The sequence below is a fragment of the Lewinella sp. 4G2 genome (assembly GCF_001625015.1).
Taxonomy (GTDB): Bacteria; Bacteroidota; Bacteroidia; order Chitinophagales; family Saprospiraceae; genus Neolewinella.
This window is the reverse complement of the sequence record NZ_LVWJ02000019.1, coordinates 300,518-320,765: the sequence shown is the minus strand read 5'-3', so window position 1 is coordinate 320,765 and position 20,248 is coordinate 300,518. Positions and strand designations below refer to the sequence as shown.

Genomic DNA, 20,248 nt, shown 5'->3' with positions numbered 1-20,248 from the left:
ATTACTGGCCACTACTTTCCAGCCAAGTGAGTATGGATTGTAATTCCGCCTGGGTGGAAAGGGTTTTATCCCGCGCGTACCATTTGTGTAATTCCGCGTGGTGGACTTCGTAACTCTCCTTCGGTTCGGGCTTGCGTTTGTAAGCCATCGAGATCGTCTGGGCGATGAGCGGCCGCGGCCCCCAGGTAGCGAGGATGTTTTCGGTGCCGGCCTCCAGGAAGAAAACCTTGGGGATGGAGCGGCCGCCGTTGGTCAGGAACTGATCCATCAACGGCAGGTTAGCGTCGCGGAGGGCGCAGAAGAGCTGGACGCGTGGGCTGGCCTCCGCCATCCAGTTCAGGACCGGGACGATCTGCGCCGCATCCCCACACCAACCTTCGGTGAGGACGAGAATGGTGTAATTTTTGGTGAGACCAGTAAGCAACTCCCGAAACTCATCGGTAAGGCGGTTCTTGCGGTCGAGCCGGCCCATCCTTGCCTGGTTCAGTTTGGCGATGCTGACGTAGAGTTCGGACTGGTTATCGCCCGTAGTGCGGCCTTCTTTTTCGAGCAGGTCCGTCAGAAATTGCCGGTAGACAGGGTAGGGGCGGGCGGAGAGTAACGCCGTGTGGAGGGGAGTGGCCATTGTGGGGAATGAGTTGGCCCATGATACCCCAAAAGTGGCCGCATTGTTGCGTGCGAAAGGTGGGTAGCCTGAAGTTCCCTACCGCTGCGTCCAGTAATCGAGCACCAGGACTTGGTCCAAGTGAGGCTTAAGCGCCTCCACAAATGCCAAGTGATCGGGGTGGGGGAGGTAGGCCGCGCGGTCCTCTTCCGATTTGAAGGTGACGAAAAAGAGGTGGGTATAGCCCTGGTCCAAGCCTTCGGGGCTGTTGTTGGTGCCCCATTCGAAATCATGAATCTCCGGAATCTTATTGGGCAACTCCCGAAAGGCATCCTCTACTGCTTTAGCGCCGGCGGGGTAAGCACTTTCTTTGAACGAGAAAAGAACGGCGTGGCGCAAGAGGGAATCCGGGGTTTCAGCCATCATGGGAGCGGTTGTGGTGGTGGTTTCGGTGAGTGCGTCGTTGGTGCCCGGTTGGTCGGGGGTGTTGCAGGCTAGGAGGAAGAGGAGGGGGAGGAGGTATCTCATGGATTTGAAGGTAGCTAAAATCGTGGCACTCGTGGCATCACGTCGCCGGGATCTGCTTTGTCCTTCGGACAAATCTGATTTGCTACGCAGCTACTTCGTGGTCCGGGCTATCTTGGTGATGCGCTTCGCGTCTACTGCGTGGTCCTTCCGGGATCGACAGTAATAAAAAAGGCCACGAGCGCTGAAAAGCACTCGTGGCAGAAAATTTCACTTATACACACACATTACTTAATCACTGGGCCGGTATTTCTCCTCGGCGTTATTTCTGGACGAAAAGAGAAAATGGAGTTGTTGTCCGGTATTTATTTTGTTTGCACTAGAAGACTTGGATTGGGGTTGATCGGGAAGGTTCTTTTTTATCGTTTAACTGCCTTTAGGACGTGGGAAATTTGGATGGTCACAACTTTTGGGCTGGTTTGCTTTTTTTTTTAAGTTAAGAGAGTGTGAAGGTTTTGGGGTGAGGGATACGCGACATCTGCGAATTGAAGCAACCCCAATACAAAAAACGGCCACCCTCCAAAGAGGATGGCCGTTCCATCAGTCGCAGTCAGCTGGGTGGCTGCAAGAAGAAGCGAGGAACTACTTCATCATTTTTACGCTCCGTGCCACAAACTCCGTCAGCTCTTTACCCGTCAGCATCTGCTGGCTGAGGAGGGCGAGTTGGTAGAGGTGGGTGGCGTTTTCCGCGCGGGCGCCTTCGTCTTCAACGGAAAGGATATTCTCCTTCACGACGGGGTTGTTGGCGTTGATGATCACGTTGTACATGTCGGGGAACATCGAAGCGTCCATGCCCTGCAGCATCTGCATCTCCTTCATGCGGCGCATGAACTCGGGGCGAACGATCTGTACCGGCGCGTCCGTCGTGTCGAGCGGCTTCACTTCTACGGAGCCTTTCTCGCCGACGATGCCGCTGAAGAGGTCGTTGACGGTCGTCGTCTCGTTCTCGCTCAGTAGGTTTTCCTTCTCCTCGTCTTTCTGTACGAGTTGGTCGGGCGTGGCGCTGTCGACCCGTACGAAGGTGATCTTGTCTTCCTTTTGCTCCAGGGACTGGATGAAGGGCGCGTCGATGGCGTGTTCCAGGACGAGGACGTCGTAGCCACGGTCCGTTGCGCCGGAGATCAGGGTGTGCTGCTTTTCCTTATCGGCGGTGTAGATGGCCACCGTGCGGTCGTGCTTGTCGGTCTGGTTTTCCGTGATGCGCTCGCGGTATTCCTTCAGCGTGAACTTCTTACCGTCGGTGTTTTCCAGCAGGACGAACTTCTTCGCCTTGTCGTAGAACTTGTCCTCGGAGATCATACCGTACTTTACGAATACGCCGAGGTCGGCCCACTTCGCTTCGTAGTCTTCGCGGTCAGATTTGTAGAGGTCGTTCAGCTTCTCCGCTACCTTTTTGGTGATGTAGCCGGTGATCTTCTTCACGTTCGTGTCCGCCTGCAGGTAGGAGCGGCTGACGTTGAGGGGGATGTCCGGGCTATCGATCACGCCGTGGAGCAGGGTGAGGAACTCGGGTACGATCTCCTTCACGTCGTCAGTCACATAAACCTGGTTGGAGTAGAGTTGGATCTTGTTCCGCTGCAGTTCCATACCGCCCGCCAGTTTGGGGAAGTATAGCACGCCCGTCAGGTTGAAGGGGAAGTCGATATTGAGGTGGATCCAGAACATCGGTGGCTGGCTCGCGGGGTAGAGCTCGCGGTAGAAGTCCTTATAGTCTTCGTCCGTCAGGTCCGATGGGTTCTTTTTCCAGAGAGGGTGGGTGTTGTTGACGATGTTGTCCACCTCGGTCTCCACCTTGACGGGCTCGGGCTTCTCCTCGCCTTCGAGGACGGCCACGTCGGATTCTTCGTAGGTCGTTTCCGTCCGGGTACCGAAACGGATCGGGATGGGGAGGAAGCGGGCGTACTTGTTCAGCAGGCCTTCAATTTCGTCTTCCTCGAGGTACTGCTTGCTGTCCTCGGAAATGTGCAGGATCACGTCCGTGCCGCGGAAGTCGCGGTCGCCCTCACCGATTTGGTAGGTCGGGTCACCTTCACAGATCCAGCGCACGGGTTCGGCGCCGTCTTTCCAGCTCAGCGTTTGCACTTCCACCTTGTCGGCGACCATGTAAGCGGAGTAGAAACCGAGACCGAAGTGGCCAATGATGCTAGCGTCGTCCTGGTACTTATCCACGAAGTCCTGGGCGGAAGAGAGGGCCACCTGGTTCAGGTATTTCTCCACTTCTTCCTTGGTCATGCCGATACCACGGTCGCGGATCGTCAGCGTACCTGCTTCCTTATCGATGATGATGTCGATCGTGTCCTCGCCAATATCGCCGCTGAATTCACCCTTCCGGTTGAGGGTCTTCAGCTTCGAAGAGGCATCCACGGCGTTCGAGACGAGTTCCCGCAGAAAGATCTCCTGATCGGAGTAGAGGAACTTCTTGATGATGGGAAAGATGTTTTCGGTTTGGACCGAGATATTTCCTGTCTGCATAGTTGTCATGTTTTGGTTTGGGCTGGTGAATGGGCAAAGGGTATTCCAGGGGGGTGGGGGTGACTTTTTGGCGGGAGAATGTAGTCTATAGTCTGTAGTCTACAGTCTACAGTGTGGAGTGGCCGCCACGACTATAGACTACAGACTATAGACTAATAAAGGCGCTGCCGCGGGTGCCATAAAATGGGGGAAACAAAGGACTTACCGCCAAGAACTATACAACCATCTAAGCCGGCGTACCTTACGAACGATTAAAACAAACCCCTTGAAAAGCACCCTACCCCTAATCTTCCTATTTATTCTCAATACCTGTTGGGCACCCCTCCTCGGACAGAGTAGCGAAATGCTGAGCTGTAATTGCCAAGTGGATACGCTGGGCGAAGTGTTTAAAGTCGTAACGGAAATGCCGACCTTCCCCGTTTCCGAAGAGGAAAATGACCTCCCCTATTTTGAGCGAAAAAAGATTGCCGATAAAGCCTTATTGAAATACACCTATCAGGATTTAGCCTATCCAAAAGCGGCTAGAGACGGCGGTTTTCAAGGAATGGCTATCCTGTCATTTATCGTAGAAAAAGACGGTTGCCTTAGTTCCTTTAAAGTAACCCGCAACCCCGGTGGCCAATTTGAACACGAAATGCTACGTATCGGCCGCCAAATGATGGCGGATGGTCACCGGTGGACGCCCGGGCTTATGGACGGGGAAGCAGTGCGGGTACAGTGGAGCCTACCGATAAAATTCAAATTGGAAAGCGGAAAATTCAGCCCTAAGGTGCCCCCGCCCTATACTTTACCCGAACCGATCGAATACCGACGTTCGGGGGAACAAATCAACTTTCACCCCACCTGCCACGAATGCGAAAAAATTGCCAAGGGCAGTACCATCACGGATCTAAAGGCTGACCTGGGCATGACCGGAGAGGAACTATTTCTGACGTTCAGCAGCACGGAGGCGGCGGCGGTCACCATCGAACTGTACGACGAAGAGATGAACTTCCTCGACCTGGCGCAAGCCAATACCAAAGCGGGCGTGAATGGCATCAGCATCGACGTAGCGGACTATCAACCTCGGTGGTTTCACTATGAACTGTTGTCCGAGGACGATGAGTTGCTTTACTCAGGCAGGGTTTTTCGGTTGTAGGGTTGGCGTCCGGGAATTGTCAGGAGAGCGCGTCTCACACCACCAACTCCAACGCCTCCGCCACCGCCAACCCCGCTTCCCGGTGCGCCTCAGAAAGAGAAGCAGCATAATCTGACGACCACCCCTCCACGAACAGCGTCTGCGCCCGGTAGTAATTGGGGTTCAATTGCAGCTGGCTCAGCGAGGTGAGGAGGAAGACGAGATCACTCCACTGGGCTGGGTCGGCGAAGGCTTCGGTGACGAGAAGTTTTGTTTTTTCTTCGGCGGCCTTTTGGAGCTTTAGTGCATCCTCGCGCCATTCGTGTTGCCAGTGGCTGAAGTCGGCGACGATTCGGCCCATTCTTTCCTGGTCGATGGGGTCTTCGTCGCGCAAAGTTTCGGCGAGGCGGCGGTGGAGGGTGTAGCGGATGGCGGCTTTGTAGGCGTCCGGCAGGGGCATATTGTTGGCCCGGAGGGTGCCCATCAACTGATAATTGTCGTAGTAGATGTCGTTGAAGTTCTTGGCCGCCAGGCGCATGGTCTTATCGGTCATCATCATCAGGATGCGCTGCTTCTCATCCTTGAAGAGGTTCCAAATGGAGAAGGTCTCGGAACCAAAATTGGCGCTCATCATGGTAATGACCTCACCGACGTGGCCGACCCGGAACTCCCGTTCCATGACCGGCGCAATGGCCATGAAGTCGGCCTCCTTAATATCGTCCCGCAAACTACCAATCATCGTCTGTTGGCCGAGATAGAGGACGGCAAAGGTGAAGGTCGTCGAACTCTGGGTGATGCGGCTGGTGATGGTCATCCGCCCCAGCGCTAGGTTGTAGGAGCCGGCGCGGGCCCGCCGCAGGAAGTGGGTTTCAGAGCGGTAGTTGAAGAGCTCCAGGTTGTCCATGTCCTCTTCGAATAGGCTACTCGCTGCGAAGTGCATCCCCACGCGGTGAAGACCGACGCGGGCGGGTACAATGGCCTCCCGGTAAGCGACGCCGGCGTTTTCCCGCACGTTGGAAGGGATATTATCCAATAAAGCGGCGAACTCGGGGTGGTAGTCGTCGCCAGTAATCACCAGGCAAAGGTGCAGTGCGCGGTTAGCGTATTGGAGTACCTGCAGGGTTTCAATGCCCGTTACCTCATTGAAGAACCAGGCGCAACTGGTGTACATGAGCATCGCGTGGCGTTGCATCTCCAGCAGGCGGAGCATGGTGACGCGGTCTTCGCGGCTGGTCTCTTTCTTTTTGCCGTGTTTGGTGAGAAAGGCTTCCGCTGCAGCTTCGTCCCGGTTCAGGACCAGTGCGATGTAAGCGTCGCGGGCGACCCAGACGTCGGTGAAGTATTTGCCACCTTCCTTCTCGAATACCTTGATGAGTTTTTCGCGCACGAAGTCAAGGGATTCCCGTAGTGGTTGCCGCCAGCGTTGGTGCCAACCGGGGCCGCCGCCTGTGGAGCAGCCACAGTCGCTCCGCCACCTTTCCACGCCGTGGACGCAGGACCAGGAAGAATTATCGTAAATCTGCGCTTCCCAGGTCGGCGGGTGCAGTTCCAGGAAGTGGCCGTAGTTGGTCAGTTGGAAGTCGGGGTTCTCCTCCACGTGGGCGAGGCAGGCAGCCAGGGCCATCTCTCCTTTCGCGTGGTGGTGGCCGTAGCTTTCCCCGTCGGTAGCAATCTGGGCGATCTGAATTTCGTCGTTGGCATCGAGCGTATTCATGAGGCGATTAGCCAGCCGTTTGCCGTCTTCTAATAAGCCTTCGAAAGCGACGCCCTTGCTGACGTCGCCATCGTAGAAGAAGATATTGATCGACCGGCCTGAGGGCAGCGGGCAGCGGTAGGCCCGCCGGCTATCCACGCCGCCGTGGACATCGTGCCAGTGCTCCTCATTCTCGTGCTTGACACTCTTACACTGCCGCGGCGCGAGGATGGTGAAGTGGATGCCGTTGTCCACGAGAGCTTCGAGGGTATCCGTATCGGCCGCCGTTTCGGAGAGCCACATCGCTTCGGGGAGGCGCCCGAACCGGTGCTGGAAGTCGGCGATGCCCCAGCGAATCTGCGTCTGCTTATCCCGGGCGTTGGCCAGGGGCATGATGATGTGGTTGTAGGACTGGGCGATGGCGTTGCCGTGGCCACCGAAGCGGGACTGGCTTTCTTTATCCGCAGCGATCACCCGCTGGTAGGTAGCGGCATCGTGTTCGGCCAGCCAGGATAGGAGGGTGGGGCCGAGGTTCCAGGAAATGCCCGCGTAGTTGTTGCGAATCTCCCCGATAAGTTGGTTGTCCGTCAGTACGCGTGCCGTGGCGTTGGGGGCGTAACATTCCTCGTTGATCCGCTCGTTCCAATCGTGGTAGGGCGCTGCGGATTCCTGGACTTCAATGGTTTCCAACCAGGCGTTCTCGCGCGGGGGCTGGTAGAAGTGGCCGTGGATGGTGATGAATTTCTTGGGGCTTACAGACATAGGTACCGAAGATACGGAGGCGCATTTCAATACCCCGTAAGTCACCCGGCTCATTTATCCTTAACTACGGCACCCGCGGCAGCGCATTAATGGTGAACAATGGCTGGCAACCAGTTTATTGGATGCGTCCAACAACTTCAACTGCCGAGGGCTCACTAGCAGGATTGTGGCTCACGTTAGGCAATTATTAGGACGCAGCGAAGAACATTTTCAAGATTGTTGCCACGACAACCGATGTGGAAACATCTATGGTCAGATTTGCGTCATACCGATCTTCCGAACCGCACATACAATAAGAAAATCAGGTACTACTGGCACATTCAATCACGGACTAAAACAAGTTCCTTATGACCCCCATACTCTTGCGCTTCGCGCTTTTCTCCCTGCTGTGTTTCGGAACGATTACCCTTGCCGCACAGCAGTCCGCCAAAGTTTCCGAACTCCTCGGTTTGGAAGACGGCCAGTACTTCGCCGACCGCGACAGTGCCAATCTCGACCCCTACTACGCGTTGAGAAAACTGATCTACGGCAACCGCCGCTTCGCCGAGAACAAGTCCATCAAACCCCGGCAGACGGATGCCGACCTGAAGAACAACGAACTCGGTCAGAAGCCCTTCGCTACCATCATTGGCTGTGCCGATAGCCGGGTACCGAACGAGATCATTTTCGACCAGGGTGTCGGAGACCTCTTCATCACCCGCACGGCCGGCCAGGTTATGGCGGAAGCCAGCTACGGTACGATCGAATATGCCACTGAGGTGCTCGACACCCGCCTGATCGTCGTGCTGGGCCACGAATCCTGTGGAGCCGTCGGCGCGGCCATGAAACTACCGCCGAACCCGCCCGGCCACGTCGTGACGCTCATCAACGCCATCAAGCCGGCCAGCCTTTACGCTAAGAAAAAGGGCGGTACGGAAGAAGAGCAGTTGAATACGGCCGTTTTCCGTAACGTCGTCGAGCAGGTGGAGGAGCTGCGTGCCCTCGAGCCCGTCTTCGCCAATCGTTTTGAGGCGGGTGAGGTCCTCATCGTCGGGGCTGTCTACCACCTTACTACTGGTGAGATCGAGTTCATCGAGGAAACCATCACGAGTTTGCCCGGCTTCGTCGATCCCAACCTTCGTAACAACGCGGGCGGTAAGTAAGCGGCTATCCACCAAGTATGAATATGCTTCATTTCCGCACCGCCGTCCTTCTCCTGCTCTGCGCCCTGAGTAGCCACGCTACCCTAGCGCAGAGTGGGCCGGACGAAGACCAACTCGGCAGTTGGTACATGTACTTTTTCAATAAATCATTCAGCGAGGAAAGCCGCTTCGGCCTCCAGGGTGATTTGCAGTACCGCGCCTGGGACGCCGGCGGCGACCTTGAACAACTCCTTTTGCGGGGTGGCCTCACGTACCGGCCAGAGAATGCCAACGTTTTACTGACCCTGGGATACGCCAACATCACTACCGGCGAATTCGGCGACGGGGATGCAACGACGGGCGAGAGCCGGATTTACCAGGAGGCCCTGTTGCCACATCGTCTAAGTAACCGCATCCGATTAACGCACCGTTTCCGTTACGAGCAACGTTTCGTAGATGACCAGGATTTTCGGACGCGCTACCGTTACAACCTGTTCGTAAACATCCTACTGAACGCGGATGAATTTGCTAGGAAAACCGTCTACGTCGCCCTGTACAATGAACTCTTTATCAACGGGCAGACCAATATTGGCGACGGCCGGACGGTCCAGTACTTCGACCGTAACCGTACCTACCTCGGCCTCGGTTACGGCCTGAGGGATAACCTGAGAGTGCAGGCGGGTTGGATGCAGCAAACCACTGTCAACTGGCAGAAAGGGCAGACGCAATTAAGTCTACACCACAGTTTTTAGGGCGGATTGACGATCGCTCTTCACGGAATGAACGCAGTGTTTGGGAGATCTTCCCGGGCGCTGCGTTTTTTTATGGTGCCGGTTCTAAATGCAGCACGCTGGTGCACGCGATAGTTTGCGCGGATATACCTAAATTATTTTCTCCGCGGAGCGTGAGATAGAAAGGATGGTATTTGCCAGCGTTCACCGTTACTCAAATCTCACTTACGTCGAATAAGCTAACAATCACCATTATGCGTGTCTACCTTGTTGGCTGAAAGTCTATTAGTTAATGCAACCTAAATGCGAACAAATCGCAGCCAGCTTGCGCTTAGACTATTGGACGAAGCAACGCATAATGACTGACAAACAACAATTTAATTTAGGTGAACAAATTGTTCCCGTAATTAAAGAGGAGTTGAAAGTCGGTAGCGTAGTTGTTAAAACAGGCACCGTGACGGTGGACCGGAAAATCAACTACCGGGAAGTCGAAGTGCCCTTGACGAGCAAATCCATTCAGTACCGGGAGGAACGGATTCCTAGGAATATAATTATTCAGGAAGCGCCTTCTACGAGGAGAGAAGGTAATCGCCTCATCATTCCCGTTGTGCGGGAGGAAGAAGTGATCGTCAAACGCCTCGTTTTAGTAGAAGAAATTCATCTTATTGAAGAAGAAATTTCAACTACTGAATCGGTATCCGTTGAGCTGCGGGAGGACCAGGTAACGGTAGAACGAAAGCCAGTCTAACTCACCAGTAGATATTATAATTAATACCCCAATCTCACGATTGGAGGCGAAGAATATTTCATTACGGTCTCGGTAAAATGAGTCGTAAACTATCAATTTTTTTAACCAAATAATTCAAGCATTATGAATCAGACCGTTATTGGTGTATTTGACACCGCCGCCCAAGCCAAAGAAGCGCAAACCGCCCTTCAAACCGCCACCTTCACCAACGTTGATACCCAAACTTTCGGGGAAAGCGGCCGTTACGACGACCGCTACGCCAGCGCTACTGACAGCGTCTACGCTTTCTTCGGTAACCTTTTCGACACTGACGAGGAAACCGCTAAAGGATACGCAGAAGTTGCTCGCCGCGGTACCGTAGTGACTGTATATACGGACACCATGGAGGACGCCAAGAAAGCCGCCGCAATCCTCGACCAGTATGGAGCCATTGACTTCGACGAACGCCGCACTGCCTACGCCGGCTACGAGGGCAAAGACCTCAACGATGATACCATTAAGGTCATCCAGGAGAACATCGCCGTCGGTAAGCGTGAAGTACAGACCGGTGCCACTACCGTCCGTTCACGGATCATCGAGAAGCCAGTGGTTGAAGAACTGCGCCTGCGTGCCGAAAATGTGTACGTAACCCGCACTCCTGTGAATAGAGTCGCAACAGCAGCAGATTTCGCTGATGCCACCGGCACCATTACGATGACCGAAACGGCAGAGGAAGCCGTGGTCGCCAAAGAGGCCCGCGTCGTCGAGGAGATCGCCGTAGGTAAGGAGGTAACTACCCGGACCGAGACAATTAACGAAACCATCCGCGAAACGGAGGTAGACGTAGTTGAAACGGCAGGTGAGATTGTCAAAGAGTACAATGCCACTAAGTAAAAGCTGAGGTGATTAGGTTAATCCTATGACTCAGCATCGAATTTAGCATTGGGGCCCGGCTATATAATTAGGCGGGCCCCGAGCTGAATCCAACCCCAGCACGTAACTGCAAGTAATAACTATTGGAATCCAGTATTTGGCTTTCCATTCATTAACCAACATTAAAAGACCACAATTATGGCAAATATTAGAATCGAAGAAAAAAAGACCAATTTTATTCCCATCCTTCTCGGGTTACTCCTCCTAGGCCTCGTAGCCTGGGCCGGTTTTGCCTTTTTAGATGATGAGGACAATGACGGTGCCCTCCTCGATACCGAGGAAGTAGAGGCTCCGCTCGCAGAGATGGCGACCGAAATTACGGGCCAACCTGACGGGACATACCTGGACAATGACGTAGATGCTACGCTCTACCAACCCGCTGTAACGAAATTCATCACCTACACCACTGAAATGGAAGGTGAAATGGGGCTCGACCACGAGTTTAGCCATAACGCCATCACGTATTTGGCGGAAGCAACTGAAGCCATCGCCGATGCTTACGACGTTAATCTGACCGACAATACGGAACGCGCCAAGCAGCTAGCCGATGAAATCACCGTCGATCCGTACGCCACCAACCACGCCGAAAAGATCCGCATGGCGGCCATCAATATTACGGAATCACTAGAGCGCATTGACGCAACTGCTTTCAACAACATGAATTCTGCGCACATTGAGACCATCCGCGAGGAAGCTCAGGCGATTGATGGTGCGACACTCACGCTCAACCAGAAAGAAGATGTGCGCGGTTTCCTCAAGGCAGCCAACAAATTGATGATGAAAATGTAATGACCGACATTTTCATGCCATTTCCATAACCAGTAAATTAAGATAAAATGAGTACCATAGTAAAAACAACCTCCACCGTCACCCCAACTGAGAAGTACACCACAAAGAATGTAAATCTCAAGTTTGTTGATAACCTGAGCGACTACCAGGTTCACCACGATGACACGGATATCCGTGGATTCGATGTCCGCCTGTCAACCGGCGAAAAGATCGGTGAAGTGGAAGGTCTCTTAGCGGATGTACCCGCCCGCCAGGTGCGCTACGTTGAGATTGAAGTGGAAGATGATATCATCAACCGCCACACCCTCGGCACTTACACCAATGAAGATCGCAATGTCCTCATTCCGATTGGCTTAGTGAAGATCAACGCTGATAAGACAGTGACTATTCTTGGTCTTGGTCTGGATCACTTCGTGGACTACCCCCGTTTTAACCGTACCAACGGTTACACAACCAGTTTCGAAATTGATACCACCAACTACCTGTCCGACTTCCATGAATTTGGATCGTCCTATAACCGGTCGATGTTTGACAGCCCCGACTACCGCCGCCGCGATCGCCACGATAATAACTTCTACATGTCGAAGTTCTTCGTAGGCCAGTAAGCTGAAAAAGCAAACATTAAAATCCCCTCCAGACTTCAGTCTGGCGGGGATTTTTACATTTAGCGTGGATCCTACCAAGTAGTCTCAATTAATGTACTTTTGCCGCCCATCCAACTGTAGTGTATGCCCCTCAACGTCGTCCTCACTGGTGCCTCCGGTATGATCGGTAAAGGTGTTCTGCTCGAATGCCTGGAGAACAAGGCGGTCGACCAGGTGCTCTCCATCGCCCGCCGGCCCGGTGATATTACCCACCCCAAGCTGCGGGAACTGATCCATGAGGATTTTACCGATTTCTCCACGGCCATCGACCAACTCACTGCCTTCCAGCCCGGTGCCTGTTTTCACTGCATGGGCGTCTCTTCAGCGGGCATGAACGAAGCCGACTACACCCGCCTCACCTACACCGTCACCCAGAGCCTGGCCGACGCCATCTACGCCGCCAACTACCGCTCGGTATTCATCTACGTCTCGGGTGCAGGCACGGATGGCACTGAATCCGGCCGACTCATGTGGGCCCGCGTCAAGGGAAAAACTGAGAACTACATCCTCAACCGTGGCTTCGCGGCAGCCTACGCCTTCCGCATCGGTATGGTCATTCCCGGTGAAGGCATCAAATCCAAAAGTAAGTGGGTCAATGCCTTGCTCACCGTCACCAAACCCCTTTACGGTTTATTCAATAAATTCAAAAGCGTATCCACCAGCGCCCAGGTAGGCAAAGCTATGATCAACGCGGCGCGGACGCAGGTGCAAGGTTCGGTACTGAGTGCGAAGGAGATTAAGACTTTGGGGGGAGGGTAGAAGGACTTTAGAAGATAGATTTTAGATTTTGGACGGGATACTTTGATGCGTAGGTTTTATCCGTCCCTTGCAGGTGGTAGTAAAATTTCTTCGGATTAGCGTTAAGAACGCTGCACTGTTCGAGTTGATACAAATTCTGTATGGAACCAAATTTGATGCAATCGCAAATCGGTGCTTGAAAATAAGTCGTTAAGCGAGTTTGCAGCGTTTAGCTAATCCGAAGAAATTTTGCGTTAAGCCACCTGCAAAGGACAAGACTTTTGCTTCTTTTGGTCACAAAAGAAGTGTCAGAAAGAAAACAGCAAAATCATATTATTAGAATTGCCCAAAAATAAAAAGCCCGACCTGGAGATCGGGAGCCGAGTACACGCGTTAAGCCATGGTTATAGGACGAGACTTTTGCTTCTTTTAGCTTCGCTGCTACTGCGTGGTGATCACAAAAGAAGTGATAGAAAGGAAATGGCATAAAAGAAGTGTCAGAAAGGAAACGGAAAAAATTATATCAATAGTTTTTATCGAATAAATAGCAGCCCGACCTGGAGGTCGGGAGCCGGGAAGACACAGAAAGCCACAGTTATGGACACCGAGGCATCCATCATAATTATTAGAGTAATCCAGCACAATCCGTCAAATCCCATATTACTTGCCCTACACCCTGCACCTGCGACAGCGCAAAAAATCACTCAACCACCTCCTCAAAAGAACCCTTCATCCGCCGCAACCAATACAAACTGATAAATCCGGCGATCACGGCACCAACAAGGCCAAACCAAATACCGTAAGGAAGTTGGCGTAACAAATAATGACCAAACCCAGCCAACCCCGCAAACAAAAACACTGCAATCACCGCACCAATATTACTCATGCGATTATTGTCAATCGCGCGGGAAAAGGGGAGGGTGCGCTCCAGCATTTGGAAAAGGGCACCAGCCACGATGGAAAGCGCCATCGCCAGCAGAACGTCGGGGAAAAAACCGAGGCCACCCTGGTACAAAAAGAGCGGAAGGGTAATCAAAAAAGTGGGCAGGTAAAACTGGCTCAACGAGGCCATGTACTGCCCGTAAGCCACCGGCCCCCGGTTCGGCAACGGATGCACCTGCCACACCCAGGCGGCGGAAGGTTTCTCGGCAATGCGCGCTTGGCCGAGGGGCGTGATGACCGTCATCATCATGTAGTACAGCCCGAAAAGTAGGCTGCTACCGAAGATACCGTCCCCCCCACTAAAGCCGTCCCGGATCATGAAGAACACTACGAAGAATGGCGCAAAAAGCAGCGTAGGGTAAACCTTATTCTTGAACGACCGCGCCCGTAGCATCATGGCCCAGTGAAACTTGTAACTCGCCCGCTCAATACCGGGACGGGTAAAAAGGACCGCCAACCGGTCGCCCAGGGAGGGTTTCCGTGGGCCCGTATCCGTCTGCGTATTTACGGGGGTATCCCCGTCGGGTTCGGTTTCCTGTACCGCCGACCCCGAGCTGCCCAGCTTAAGCAAGCCCGCAGCGTAACCCTGCGCCTGGCTGCGGTACACCACCGAGGCAAGGATGACCGTTGCTAAACCCAAGCCCGCTTGTACGTAACTGAGAGTCGTCGCCCCTGCGCCGAGGTCGTGCCAGGCCCCGATCCAGAAGCTCGGGAAGATGAACCCGGCGGTCTCCCCGACCAATCGGATGCCGTAGTAAGAATCGTCAATGCCACTGGCAAGTTGTGGCCCGAGGTAGATCATAATGAAGAAGCCGCTGAACAACATTTGCGTCGTGGAAAGCACCTTTTTCAGCGTGGCCGTGCTCAGTTTTCGCAGCAAAAATTGGTAAAAACTGAGGATGCCAACCGTACTGATCACCGTGATCGCCGTAGTCGCCAAAAAGAAAATCGGCAACTGCAGGGGCGCAATAAAGGCCAGACAGATGAAGGGCGGCAGGGCCATCGAAAGCATCATCTTGGCCGCGTAGGCGAACACGAATAAGCCGCGCGATAAAGCAAAAGTGAAGTCGCTGATGGGCCGGCTGAGCAGCACGCTCACGTCCCGCGTATCAAATATGCTGTCGCTGAGTTCCAGGACGAGCATCATGCACAGGTAAATACCGATCACGGAGTACCCGATGCCGAGAGCGGTAGGCTGGTGGTCAAACTTAAAGAGGAGCACGACCACCACAAGGCCGATCAAGGCCATCATGAAGTAGCTGAAGAACTCCATCCACTTGCTCGGCTTCTTCTTGCGCGCCCCGTAATTCATGCCCTTCGGTACCCGGTCGGATACCTTCAGTTTGGTGGCGACGATCAGTTTTACGGCCCGTGGGTCCGCCCCCGCCCGCTCCCAGAGGGGGCCGAAGAGGCCGATGAGCCAAACGAATAATTTATTCATCGTCGCCGAGTTTGAAGGTAGCGACTTCGCCGGAGGCCGTACCGCCGGTGAGGCTGGCAAAGAGGTTCTCCAGATTGCCGCCCCGGACTTGCTCATTGATCTCCGCAAAGGTGCCGTTGGCTACGATCTTGCCGTCGTTGAGCAGCACGATCCGGTTACTGATCCGTTCCACGACGTCCATAATGTGGCTACTGTAGAAGATGGTTTTGCCGTCCGCCGCAAGGCTCGCAAGCAGGTCCTTTACCCGGATGACGGAGTTGGCGTCGAGGCCGTTCAGCGGCTCGTCCATGAAGATCAGATCCGGGTCGTGAAGCAGCGTACTCGTCAGCAATACTTTCTGGCGCATCCCCTTGCTGAAGGTATCGATGCGCTGTTTATCGGTGTATTTAAGTTGCAGAAAATCCTCCAGTTTGGCGGCGCGTCGGCGGATGGTTTCCTGCTCCAGCCCGTGCAAACTACCGACCAGATCGTAGAATTCATCGGGCCGCAGCACGTCGTACATATCCCCCGCTTCGGGCAGGTAGCCGATGCGGCGTTTAACGCCGACGGGGTCCTTTTTGACGTCGATTCCCAGTACCTGCACGTCGCCGGTAAAGTCGTTATCCAGGCCGGCTAAAATCCGCATGGTCGTGGATTTTCCGGCGCCATTCGGGCCGATGTAGCCAATAATCTGGCCGTTATCCAGTTCAAGGTCGAGGCCGGTAATTACCTCTTTTTTCCCGTAACTCTTCACGAGGTTACGGATATAGACGGCGGGTTGGGACATAGTGTTTCGGGGGTGTTCAACTACTAATCGGGTGAAGCCAATATATGGTTGAGTACGGGTAATGGTTTTTTGGCGCTGCCGCGGGTGCCGGGGAAGATGGGTATGGTAGCTTTACCGGAAGAAGGAATAATCATGAAAAATGCCCAACTCATTATTTCTGCGGCGATCGTACTGTCGGTAAGTCTGGTATACGGCGCCGCCCCCGCCAGAATCTTGCCGGAAGTATTCGGCTTTTCCGTAGAGGATATTGATCTGAAAAACATCTTCCGCGCGGTGATGGGGCTGTACTGGGCCATCGGCGGCTACTGGGTATACGCCGTCTGGAAACCGGACCACTGGCGAAACGCCACGTTCGTAAACGCCCTCTTCATGGGCGGTCTAGCCGTTGGGCGGACGATCAGTATCGTTCTTGACGGTAACTCGCCACAATTCCTGGTTGGCTTAATTTTAGAACTGATCCTTTTCGCGTGGGCGGTCCTCAACCTTACGAAGTGGTACCCCGAACCGGATGGTAGGCTATCAGCTCAAGGTTAAGCAGTGCACTCGCAAACGCTCGCAAGGATGGCCCAGCATAAAAGCCTATTCCTGTGTCGATCCTAACAATTGAATATATGGGCGGGTAATGTTGCTTTTCTAGATCAGAACGGATGGCCAAACATGTGTCTTTAGCTATTGTGCCGGAATGGCCAACTTAACGTAGATCGGGAAGTGGTCCGAACCAATATCCGATCCCCGCTCCAACTCCACTACGCTGAATTCCTTGGTGACGAAGACGTGGTCAATCGGCCACCGCATGATCCAGGACGTCGCGTCGAAAGAGGATAAGATCCCACGGCCAACGCGGACGTCGTCCAGCAGGTCTACCTCCGTTTCCATAAGCTCATCGGTGAACCCCCAAACGACGTCGTTCAGATCTCCGGCTACGATGCTGGGGAGGGAATTAGCGGCTATATCATCACCAACCTTGCGGAGAGCTACTTCTTTCTGGCCCTCATTGTCGGGTAATTTCTCAAAGTACTTCGGCGGGACGGGGTGGACGGTGTGCAATTGTATCTCGCGGCCATTATCTAATTGAACGCGGGCTTCGAAGGAAGGCACCTTGTCATTATTCAGCTCCTTTACGATGACATTTTCCAGTGGGAATTTGCTGTACAGCGACATCCCGTAGCCAACCTCGTTGACGCGTTTTTCAACGTAGGGGTAGTCCCGTTCAATTGGCGCCAGCCCTTTATCCCAGTAGGCGTTGACCTCCATGGCCACGACGAAGTCGGGTTGCTTATCCTCGATTAAATCAATTAAAGGTTGCGTCTCCTTATTTTCCCGGTACACGTTCGCGAGTAGGATACTCACTTCGTCCGCCGTGGTGACCGACGCATCCGCCTGCGGGACGGTAGGGCTGACGAGTGGCGTATAATTGATCAGGTACCGCCCCTGGATAACGAGCCCACCAACCAGGCCCACTACGAGGGCATAGTCGTACCATTTCCACCGTTGGGTATCCCAGATGAACAACGGCAAAGTGATCAGCGAGGCGATGAAGAATTGAATGCGCGGGAAATCCAGCATTTTCAGGTACCGGTTCGGTGTATCCCGAAATACTGAAAGCACGGAGGCCAGCATCACGATGACGGTAACCACGCACAGCAAAATGTAAATGGCTTTTCTAAATTTTTCCACGGTTCCGTTGTTTGGATAGTTACGAGTGTTTACGCTAATGCTCACCAGTTCTAACCCATTCTGCCATCAGTTGTTAACGACCGTAAATGGAGGTGAAAACCATTGGTATGATCAAATACTTAGTTTAAAATGAAAGAAAACAACGCATGGCGATTTTTAATATATGTTAAGGTTTGGACGAATGCCGGAAATGTAGTTTTGTAAAATGCTGCTTTACAGATAGTTGGCCTAAAATATTAAACGTTCATAGGTTGTTCTTTTCATACTTCAATTCGACCGAAAGGCACGCAAACGGGTACTTTCGGGTATGACTACCACACAAGATCTCGACTTACAACACATTGACGCCCCCGCCCGCGCGGATATCCAGGAACTCGTGGACCGCATCTACGCCTATCAACGAGGCCAGGAAGATGAGGACCGCTTTAAGCATTACCGCCTCACCCGCGGCGTCTACGGGCAGCGCCAACTGGGCGTCCATATGTTCCGGACGAAGATCCCCTTCGGCCACGTAACCCCCGACCAATTGATTGCCCTGGCGGATATGTCCGAGCGCCACACCAATGGTCGCCTTCACATTACGACCCGGCAGAACGTGCAGATGCACTACGTCAAGCTGAACGACAGCCCGAAGATCTGGAAGGAACTCGCCGAGGCCGGTATGACCGCCCGCGAAGCCTGTGGTAATACCGTCAGAAACATCACCGCCAGCCCCATGGCCGGCGTCGACCCCAACGAACCTTTCGATGTGACGCCCTACGTACAGGCCAGTTTCGAATACTTCCTGCGCAATCCCATCTGTCAGGAAATGGGCCGTAAGATCAAGCCGGCTTTCTCCAGCAGCGAGCAGGATAGTGCCTTTACCTATTTCCACGATTTCGGCTTCATCCCTCGCATTCAGGACGGGGTGAAGGGCTTTAAGGTCGTCGTAGCCGGAGGGCTGGGCGCCGTTTCCATGATCGCCCCCACCGCTTTCGAATTTCTCCCCGCCAACCGGATCATCCCCTTCATGGAGGCCGGCCTCCGGGTGTTTGACCGTTACGGGGAACGCGAAAAGCGGATGAAGGCCCGCATGAAGTACCTCCTCAAGGACATGGGCCTCGAAACCTTCCTGGAGCTCGTCACCGAAGAAATGGCCAGCCTCGAAAATCAGACGGTAGAGATCGACGAATCCTGGGCCCCGGCTCTCGGAACGATCCCGTCCGATAACTTCGAAGCAACTGAGCCACTCCACCCCAATTTGTACGCGGAGTGGCTCAAGACCAACGTCACCGAACAAAAGCAGGGAGGCTACCGGGCCGTCGCCATCCGCATCCCCCTTGGCAACCTGGGCGCGGAGCAGACGCGTTTGCTGGCCGGCCTCATTAAAGAGTTTGCAAGCGACGACGTACGGCTGAGCGTACAGCAGGGGATGATCCTCCGCTACGTGCCACCGACTGCGCTACCCCACCTCTTCAACGGTCTCTACGCCCTTAACCTTGGCCTCCCCGGCTACGACACGACGGCCGACATCACCGCCTGCCCCGGCACCGATACCTGCGCCCTCGGCGTAACTAACTCTACGGGTCTGGCGGAGATCCTCGAAGACCTCGTCCGCACCGAGTTCCCCGAAATGGTGACGGAGGACGACATCCGCATCAAGATCTCCGGCTGCATGAACGGTTGTGGCCAGCACATGGCAGCCAACATCGGCTTCCACGGTTCCAGCATCCGCGTTGGCCAGAAGATTGCCCCCGCCATGCAAGTAGTCGTGGGTGGTGGCATCACCGACGATGGCCGCGGCTTCGTCGCCCAAAAGGTCATTAAGGTGCCGACGCGCCGTATTCCCCAGGTCATCCGCGACCTCTTCAACGATTACAAGGCCAACGCTACGGAAGGGGAGTATTACAACGATTACGTCGTCCGCCAGGGTAAGCGTTACTTCTACGACGTCCTCAAACCCCTCGGTGACGCCAAAACCATCACGGCGGAAGAATTTTATGATTGGGGCCAGGACCGCGAATACGTCCAGGAGATCGGAGTAGGGGAGTGCGCCGGCGTCAGCATCGACGTCATCGGCGCCATCCTCGACGATGCCAGCAACAAGGTCATCGCTTCCGGCGAAGCCCTCAAAGCCGGCCTCCTGCCCGACGCGGCCTACCACGCCTACTCCGGAATGATCACGGCCGCCAAAGCCCTCATGCTGGCCGAAGACAAAAAATGTAATACCCACATCGGTATCCTCCGCGATTTCTCCGAACACTTCGGTGATCGTTTCTCCGAAGCTATGCCTTTCGAAGCCTTCGTATTACGCATCAAAAAACAGCAGCCCACTGAGGCTTTCGTCACGGCTTACTTGGCGGATGCGCGTATTTTCGTCTCTAAAGCCATCAAGGAACGCGAATCCCAACTTGATAAGAAGGTGATTGGTGAATATTATAAAGCCTGATCGATATGCGATATGCGATTTGCGATTCTTGATATACGATTTGGCTGCCGCTGTTTCAGTCGCTTTGCTCCGCTACCGCAATTGCTTGACGGAGCACGCAGTGCGACAAAGACGTGCGGCAGCTAAATCAAGAATCGA

General features: G+C 54.0%; 17 protein-coding genes. 10 read left to right on the top strand and 7 right to left on the bottom strand.

All coding sequences use genetic code 11. From position 1 onward, the window contains the following. Position 1: 1 nt before the first annotated feature. The 3 genes from A3850_RS18335 to htpG all read right to left on the bottom strand — a co-directional run bounded on the left by A3850_RS18335 (position 2) and on the right by htpG (position 3,601). Positions 2–625 carry a thioredoxin family protein gene (locus A3850_RS18335; RefSeq protein WP_068220643.1) on the bottom strand — a complete coding sequence of 208 codons (624 nt, stop codon included), beginning with the start codon at positions 623–625 and terminating at the stop codon, positions 2–4. Positions 626–703: 78 nt separating this feature from the next. Next, positions 704–1,132 carry a Dabb family protein gene (locus A3850_RS18330; RefSeq protein ID WP_068220640.1) on the bottom strand — a complete coding sequence of 143 codons (429 nt, stop codon included), beginning with the start codon at positions 1,130–1,132 and terminating at the stop codon, positions 704–706. A gap of 579 nt (positions 1,133–1,711) precedes the next feature. After that, the gene (gene htpG / locus A3850_RS18320; RefSeq protein WP_068221151.1) at positions 1,712–3,601 is read right to left on the bottom strand and encodes a molecular chaperone HtpG; all 1,890 of its coding nucleotides are present in this window, start codon (positions 3,599–3,601) and stop codon (positions 1,712–1,714) included. Positions 3,602–3,866: 265 nt separating this feature from the next. Here htpG and A3850_RS18315 point away from each other — a divergent pair, with 265 nt between their 5' ends. After that, positions 3,867–4,739 (top strand): energy transducer TonB, encoded by an 873-nt coding sequence (locus tag A3850_RS18315; protein ID WP_068220633.1) that lies wholly within the window; start codon positions 3,867–3,869, stop codon positions 4,737–4,739. 34 nt (positions 4,740–4,773) lie between these two features. Here A3850_RS18315 and A3850_RS18310 read toward each other — a convergent pair whose 3' ends face one another. After that, on the bottom strand, positions 4,774–7,173 hold the full coding sequence (locus A3850_RS18310; RefSeq protein ID WP_068220630.1) for a DUF3536 domain-containing protein: 2,400 nt from the start codon (positions 7,171–7,173) through the stop codon (positions 4,774–4,776). 347 nt (positions 7,174–7,520) lie between these two features. Between A3850_RS18310 and A3850_RS18305 the strand changes: the two genes are divergently transcribed. The 7 genes from A3850_RS18305 to A3850_RS18275 all read left to right on the top strand — a co-directional run bounded on the left by A3850_RS18305 (position 7,521) and on the right by A3850_RS18275 (position 12,877). Then, positions 7,521–8,315, top strand: a complete 795-nt coding sequence (locus A3850_RS18305; protein ID WP_082921955.1) for a carbonic anhydrase — start codon at positions 7,521–7,523, stop codon at positions 8,313–8,315. Positions 8,316–8,338: 23 nt separating this feature from the next. Next, a complete protein-coding gene (locus A3850_RS18300) occupies positions 8,339–9,046 on the top strand; it encodes a DUF2490 domain-containing protein (RefSeq protein ID WP_068221143.1) in 708 nt (235 codons plus the stop codon). 337 nt (positions 9,047–9,383) lie between these two features. Further along, a complete protein-coding gene (locus A3850_RS18295; protein WP_197494110.1) occupies positions 9,384–9,773 on the top strand; it encodes a DUF2382 domain-containing protein in 390 nt (129 codons plus the stop codon). Positions 9,774–9,896: 123 nt separating this feature from the next. Then, entirely contained in the window at positions 9,897–10,646 is a 750-nt protein-coding gene (locus tag A3850_RS18290) for a YsnF/AvaK domain-containing protein (RefSeq protein WP_068220623.1), read from the top strand. A gap of 177 nt (positions 10,647–10,823) precedes the next feature. Then, complete coding sequence (locus A3850_RS18285) at positions 10,824–11,474, top strand: hypothetical protein (protein ID WP_068220620.1); 651 nt, start codon at positions 10,824–10,826, stop codon at positions 11,472–11,474. Positions 11,475–11,521: 47 nt separating this feature from the next. Further along, a complete protein-coding gene (locus A3850_RS18280; protein ID WP_068220615.1) occupies positions 11,522–12,079 on the top strand; it encodes a PRC-barrel domain-containing protein in 558 nt (185 codons plus the stop codon). 123 nt (positions 12,080–12,202) lie between these two features. After that, complete coding sequence (locus A3850_RS18275) at positions 12,203–12,877, top strand: NAD-dependent epimerase/dehydratase family protein (protein ID WP_068220613.1); 675 nt, start codon at positions 12,203–12,205, stop codon at positions 12,875–12,877. 679 nt (positions 12,878–13,556) lie between these two features. Here A3850_RS18275 and A3850_RS18270 read toward each other — a convergent pair. Both A3850_RS18270 and A3850_RS18265 read right to left on the bottom strand, forming a co-directional pair. Next, on the bottom strand, positions 13,557–15,239 hold the full coding sequence (locus A3850_RS18270) for a hypothetical protein (protein WP_068220610.1): 1,683 nt from the start codon (positions 15,237–15,239) through the stop codon (positions 13,557–13,559). Next, positions 15,232–16,005: an ABC transporter ATP-binding protein gene (locus A3850_RS18265; RefSeq protein WP_068220607.1), complete on the bottom strand. Its 774-nt coding sequence runs from the start codon at positions 16,003–16,005 to the stop codon at positions 15,232–15,234. Before A3850_RS18265 ends, A3850_RS18270 begins: the two co-directional genes overlap by 8 nt. 132 nt (positions 16,006–16,137) lie before the next feature. On the opposite strand from A3850_RS18265, the gene A3850_RS18260 reads away from it, so the two are divergent. Continuing rightward, entirely contained in the window at positions 16,138–16,539 is a 402-nt protein-coding gene (locus A3850_RS18260) for a DUF4345 domain-containing protein (protein ID WP_197494109.1), read from the top strand. 135 nt (positions 16,540–16,674) lie between these two features. Here A3850_RS18260 and A3850_RS18255 read toward each other — a convergent pair whose 3' ends face one another. Continuing rightward, the gene (locus A3850_RS18255) at positions 16,675–17,682 is read right to left on the bottom strand and encodes an endonuclease/exonuclease/phosphatase family protein (RefSeq protein ID WP_068220604.1); all 1,008 of its coding nucleotides are present in this window, start codon (positions 17,680–17,682) and stop codon (positions 16,675–16,677) included. Positions 17,683–17,989: 307 nt separating this feature from the next. Here A3850_RS18255 and A3850_RS18250 point away from each other — a divergent pair, with 307 nt between their 5' ends. Next, the gene (locus tag A3850_RS18250; RefSeq protein ID WP_068220601.1) at positions 17,990–20,110 is read left to right on the top strand and encodes a nitrite reductase; all 2,121 of its coding nucleotides are present in this window, start codon (positions 17,990–17,992) and stop codon (positions 20,108–20,110) included. Positions 20,111–20,248 lie beyond the last annotated feature (138 nt).

Excerpts from the sequence above, each read along its gene's own strand:
- A3850_RS18335 (WP_068220643.1), bottom strand. The coding sequence starts at position 625 with ATGGCCACTCCCCTCCACACGGCGTTACTCTCCGCCCGCCCCTACCCT.
- A3850_RS18330 (WP_068220640.1), bottom strand. The coding sequence starts at position 1,132 with ATGAGATACCTCCTCCCCCTCCTCTTCCTCCTAGCCTGCAACACCCCC.
- htpG (WP_068221151.1), bottom strand. The coding sequence starts at position 3,601 with ATGCAGACAGGAAATATCTCGGTCCAAACCGAAAACATCTTTCCCATC.
- A3850_RS18310 (WP_068220630.1), bottom strand. The coding sequence starts at position 7,173 with ATGTCTGTAAGCCCCAAGAAATTCATCACCATCCACGGCCACTTCTAC.
- A3850_RS18305 (WP_082921955.1), top strand. The coding sequence starts at position 7,521 with ATGACCCCCATACTCTTGCGCTTCGCGCTTTTCTCCCTGCTGTGTTTC.
- A3850_RS18300 (WP_068221143.1), top strand. The coding sequence starts at position 8,339 with ATGCTTCATTTCCGCACCGCCGTCCTTCTCCTGCTCTGCGCCCTGAGT.
- A3850_RS18295 (WP_197494110.1), top strand. The coding sequence starts at position 9,384 with ATGACTGACAAACAACAATTTAATTTAGGTGAACAAATTGTTCCCGTA.
- A3850_RS18290 (WP_068220623.1), top strand. The coding sequence starts at position 9,897 with ATGAATCAGACCGTTATTGGTGTATTTGACACCGCCGCCCAAGCCAAA.
- A3850_RS18285 (WP_068220620.1), top strand. The coding sequence starts at position 10,824 with ATGGCAAATATTAGAATCGAAGAAAAAAAGACCAATTTTATTCCCATC.
- A3850_RS18280 (WP_068220615.1), top strand. The coding sequence starts at position 11,522 with ATGAGTACCATAGTAAAAACAACCTCCACCGTCACCCCAACTGAGAAG.
- A3850_RS18275 (WP_068220613.1), top strand. The coding sequence starts at position 12,203 with ATGCCCCTCAACGTCGTCCTCACTGGTGCCTCCGGTATGATCGGTAAA.
- A3850_RS18270 (WP_068220610.1), bottom strand. The coding sequence starts at position 15,239 with ATGAATAAATTATTCGTTTGGCTCATCGGCCTCTTCGGCCCCCTCTGG.
- A3850_RS18265 (WP_068220607.1), bottom strand. The coding sequence starts at position 16,005 with ATGTCCCAACCCGCCGTCTATATCCGTAACCTCGTGAAGAGTTACGGG.
- A3850_RS18260 (WP_197494109.1), top strand. The coding sequence starts at position 16,138 with ATGAAAAATGCCCAACTCATTATTTCTGCGGCGATCGTACTGTCGGTA.
- A3850_RS18250 (WP_068220601.1), top strand. The coding sequence starts at position 17,990 with ATGACTACCACACAAGATCTCGACTTACAACACATTGACGCCCCCGCC.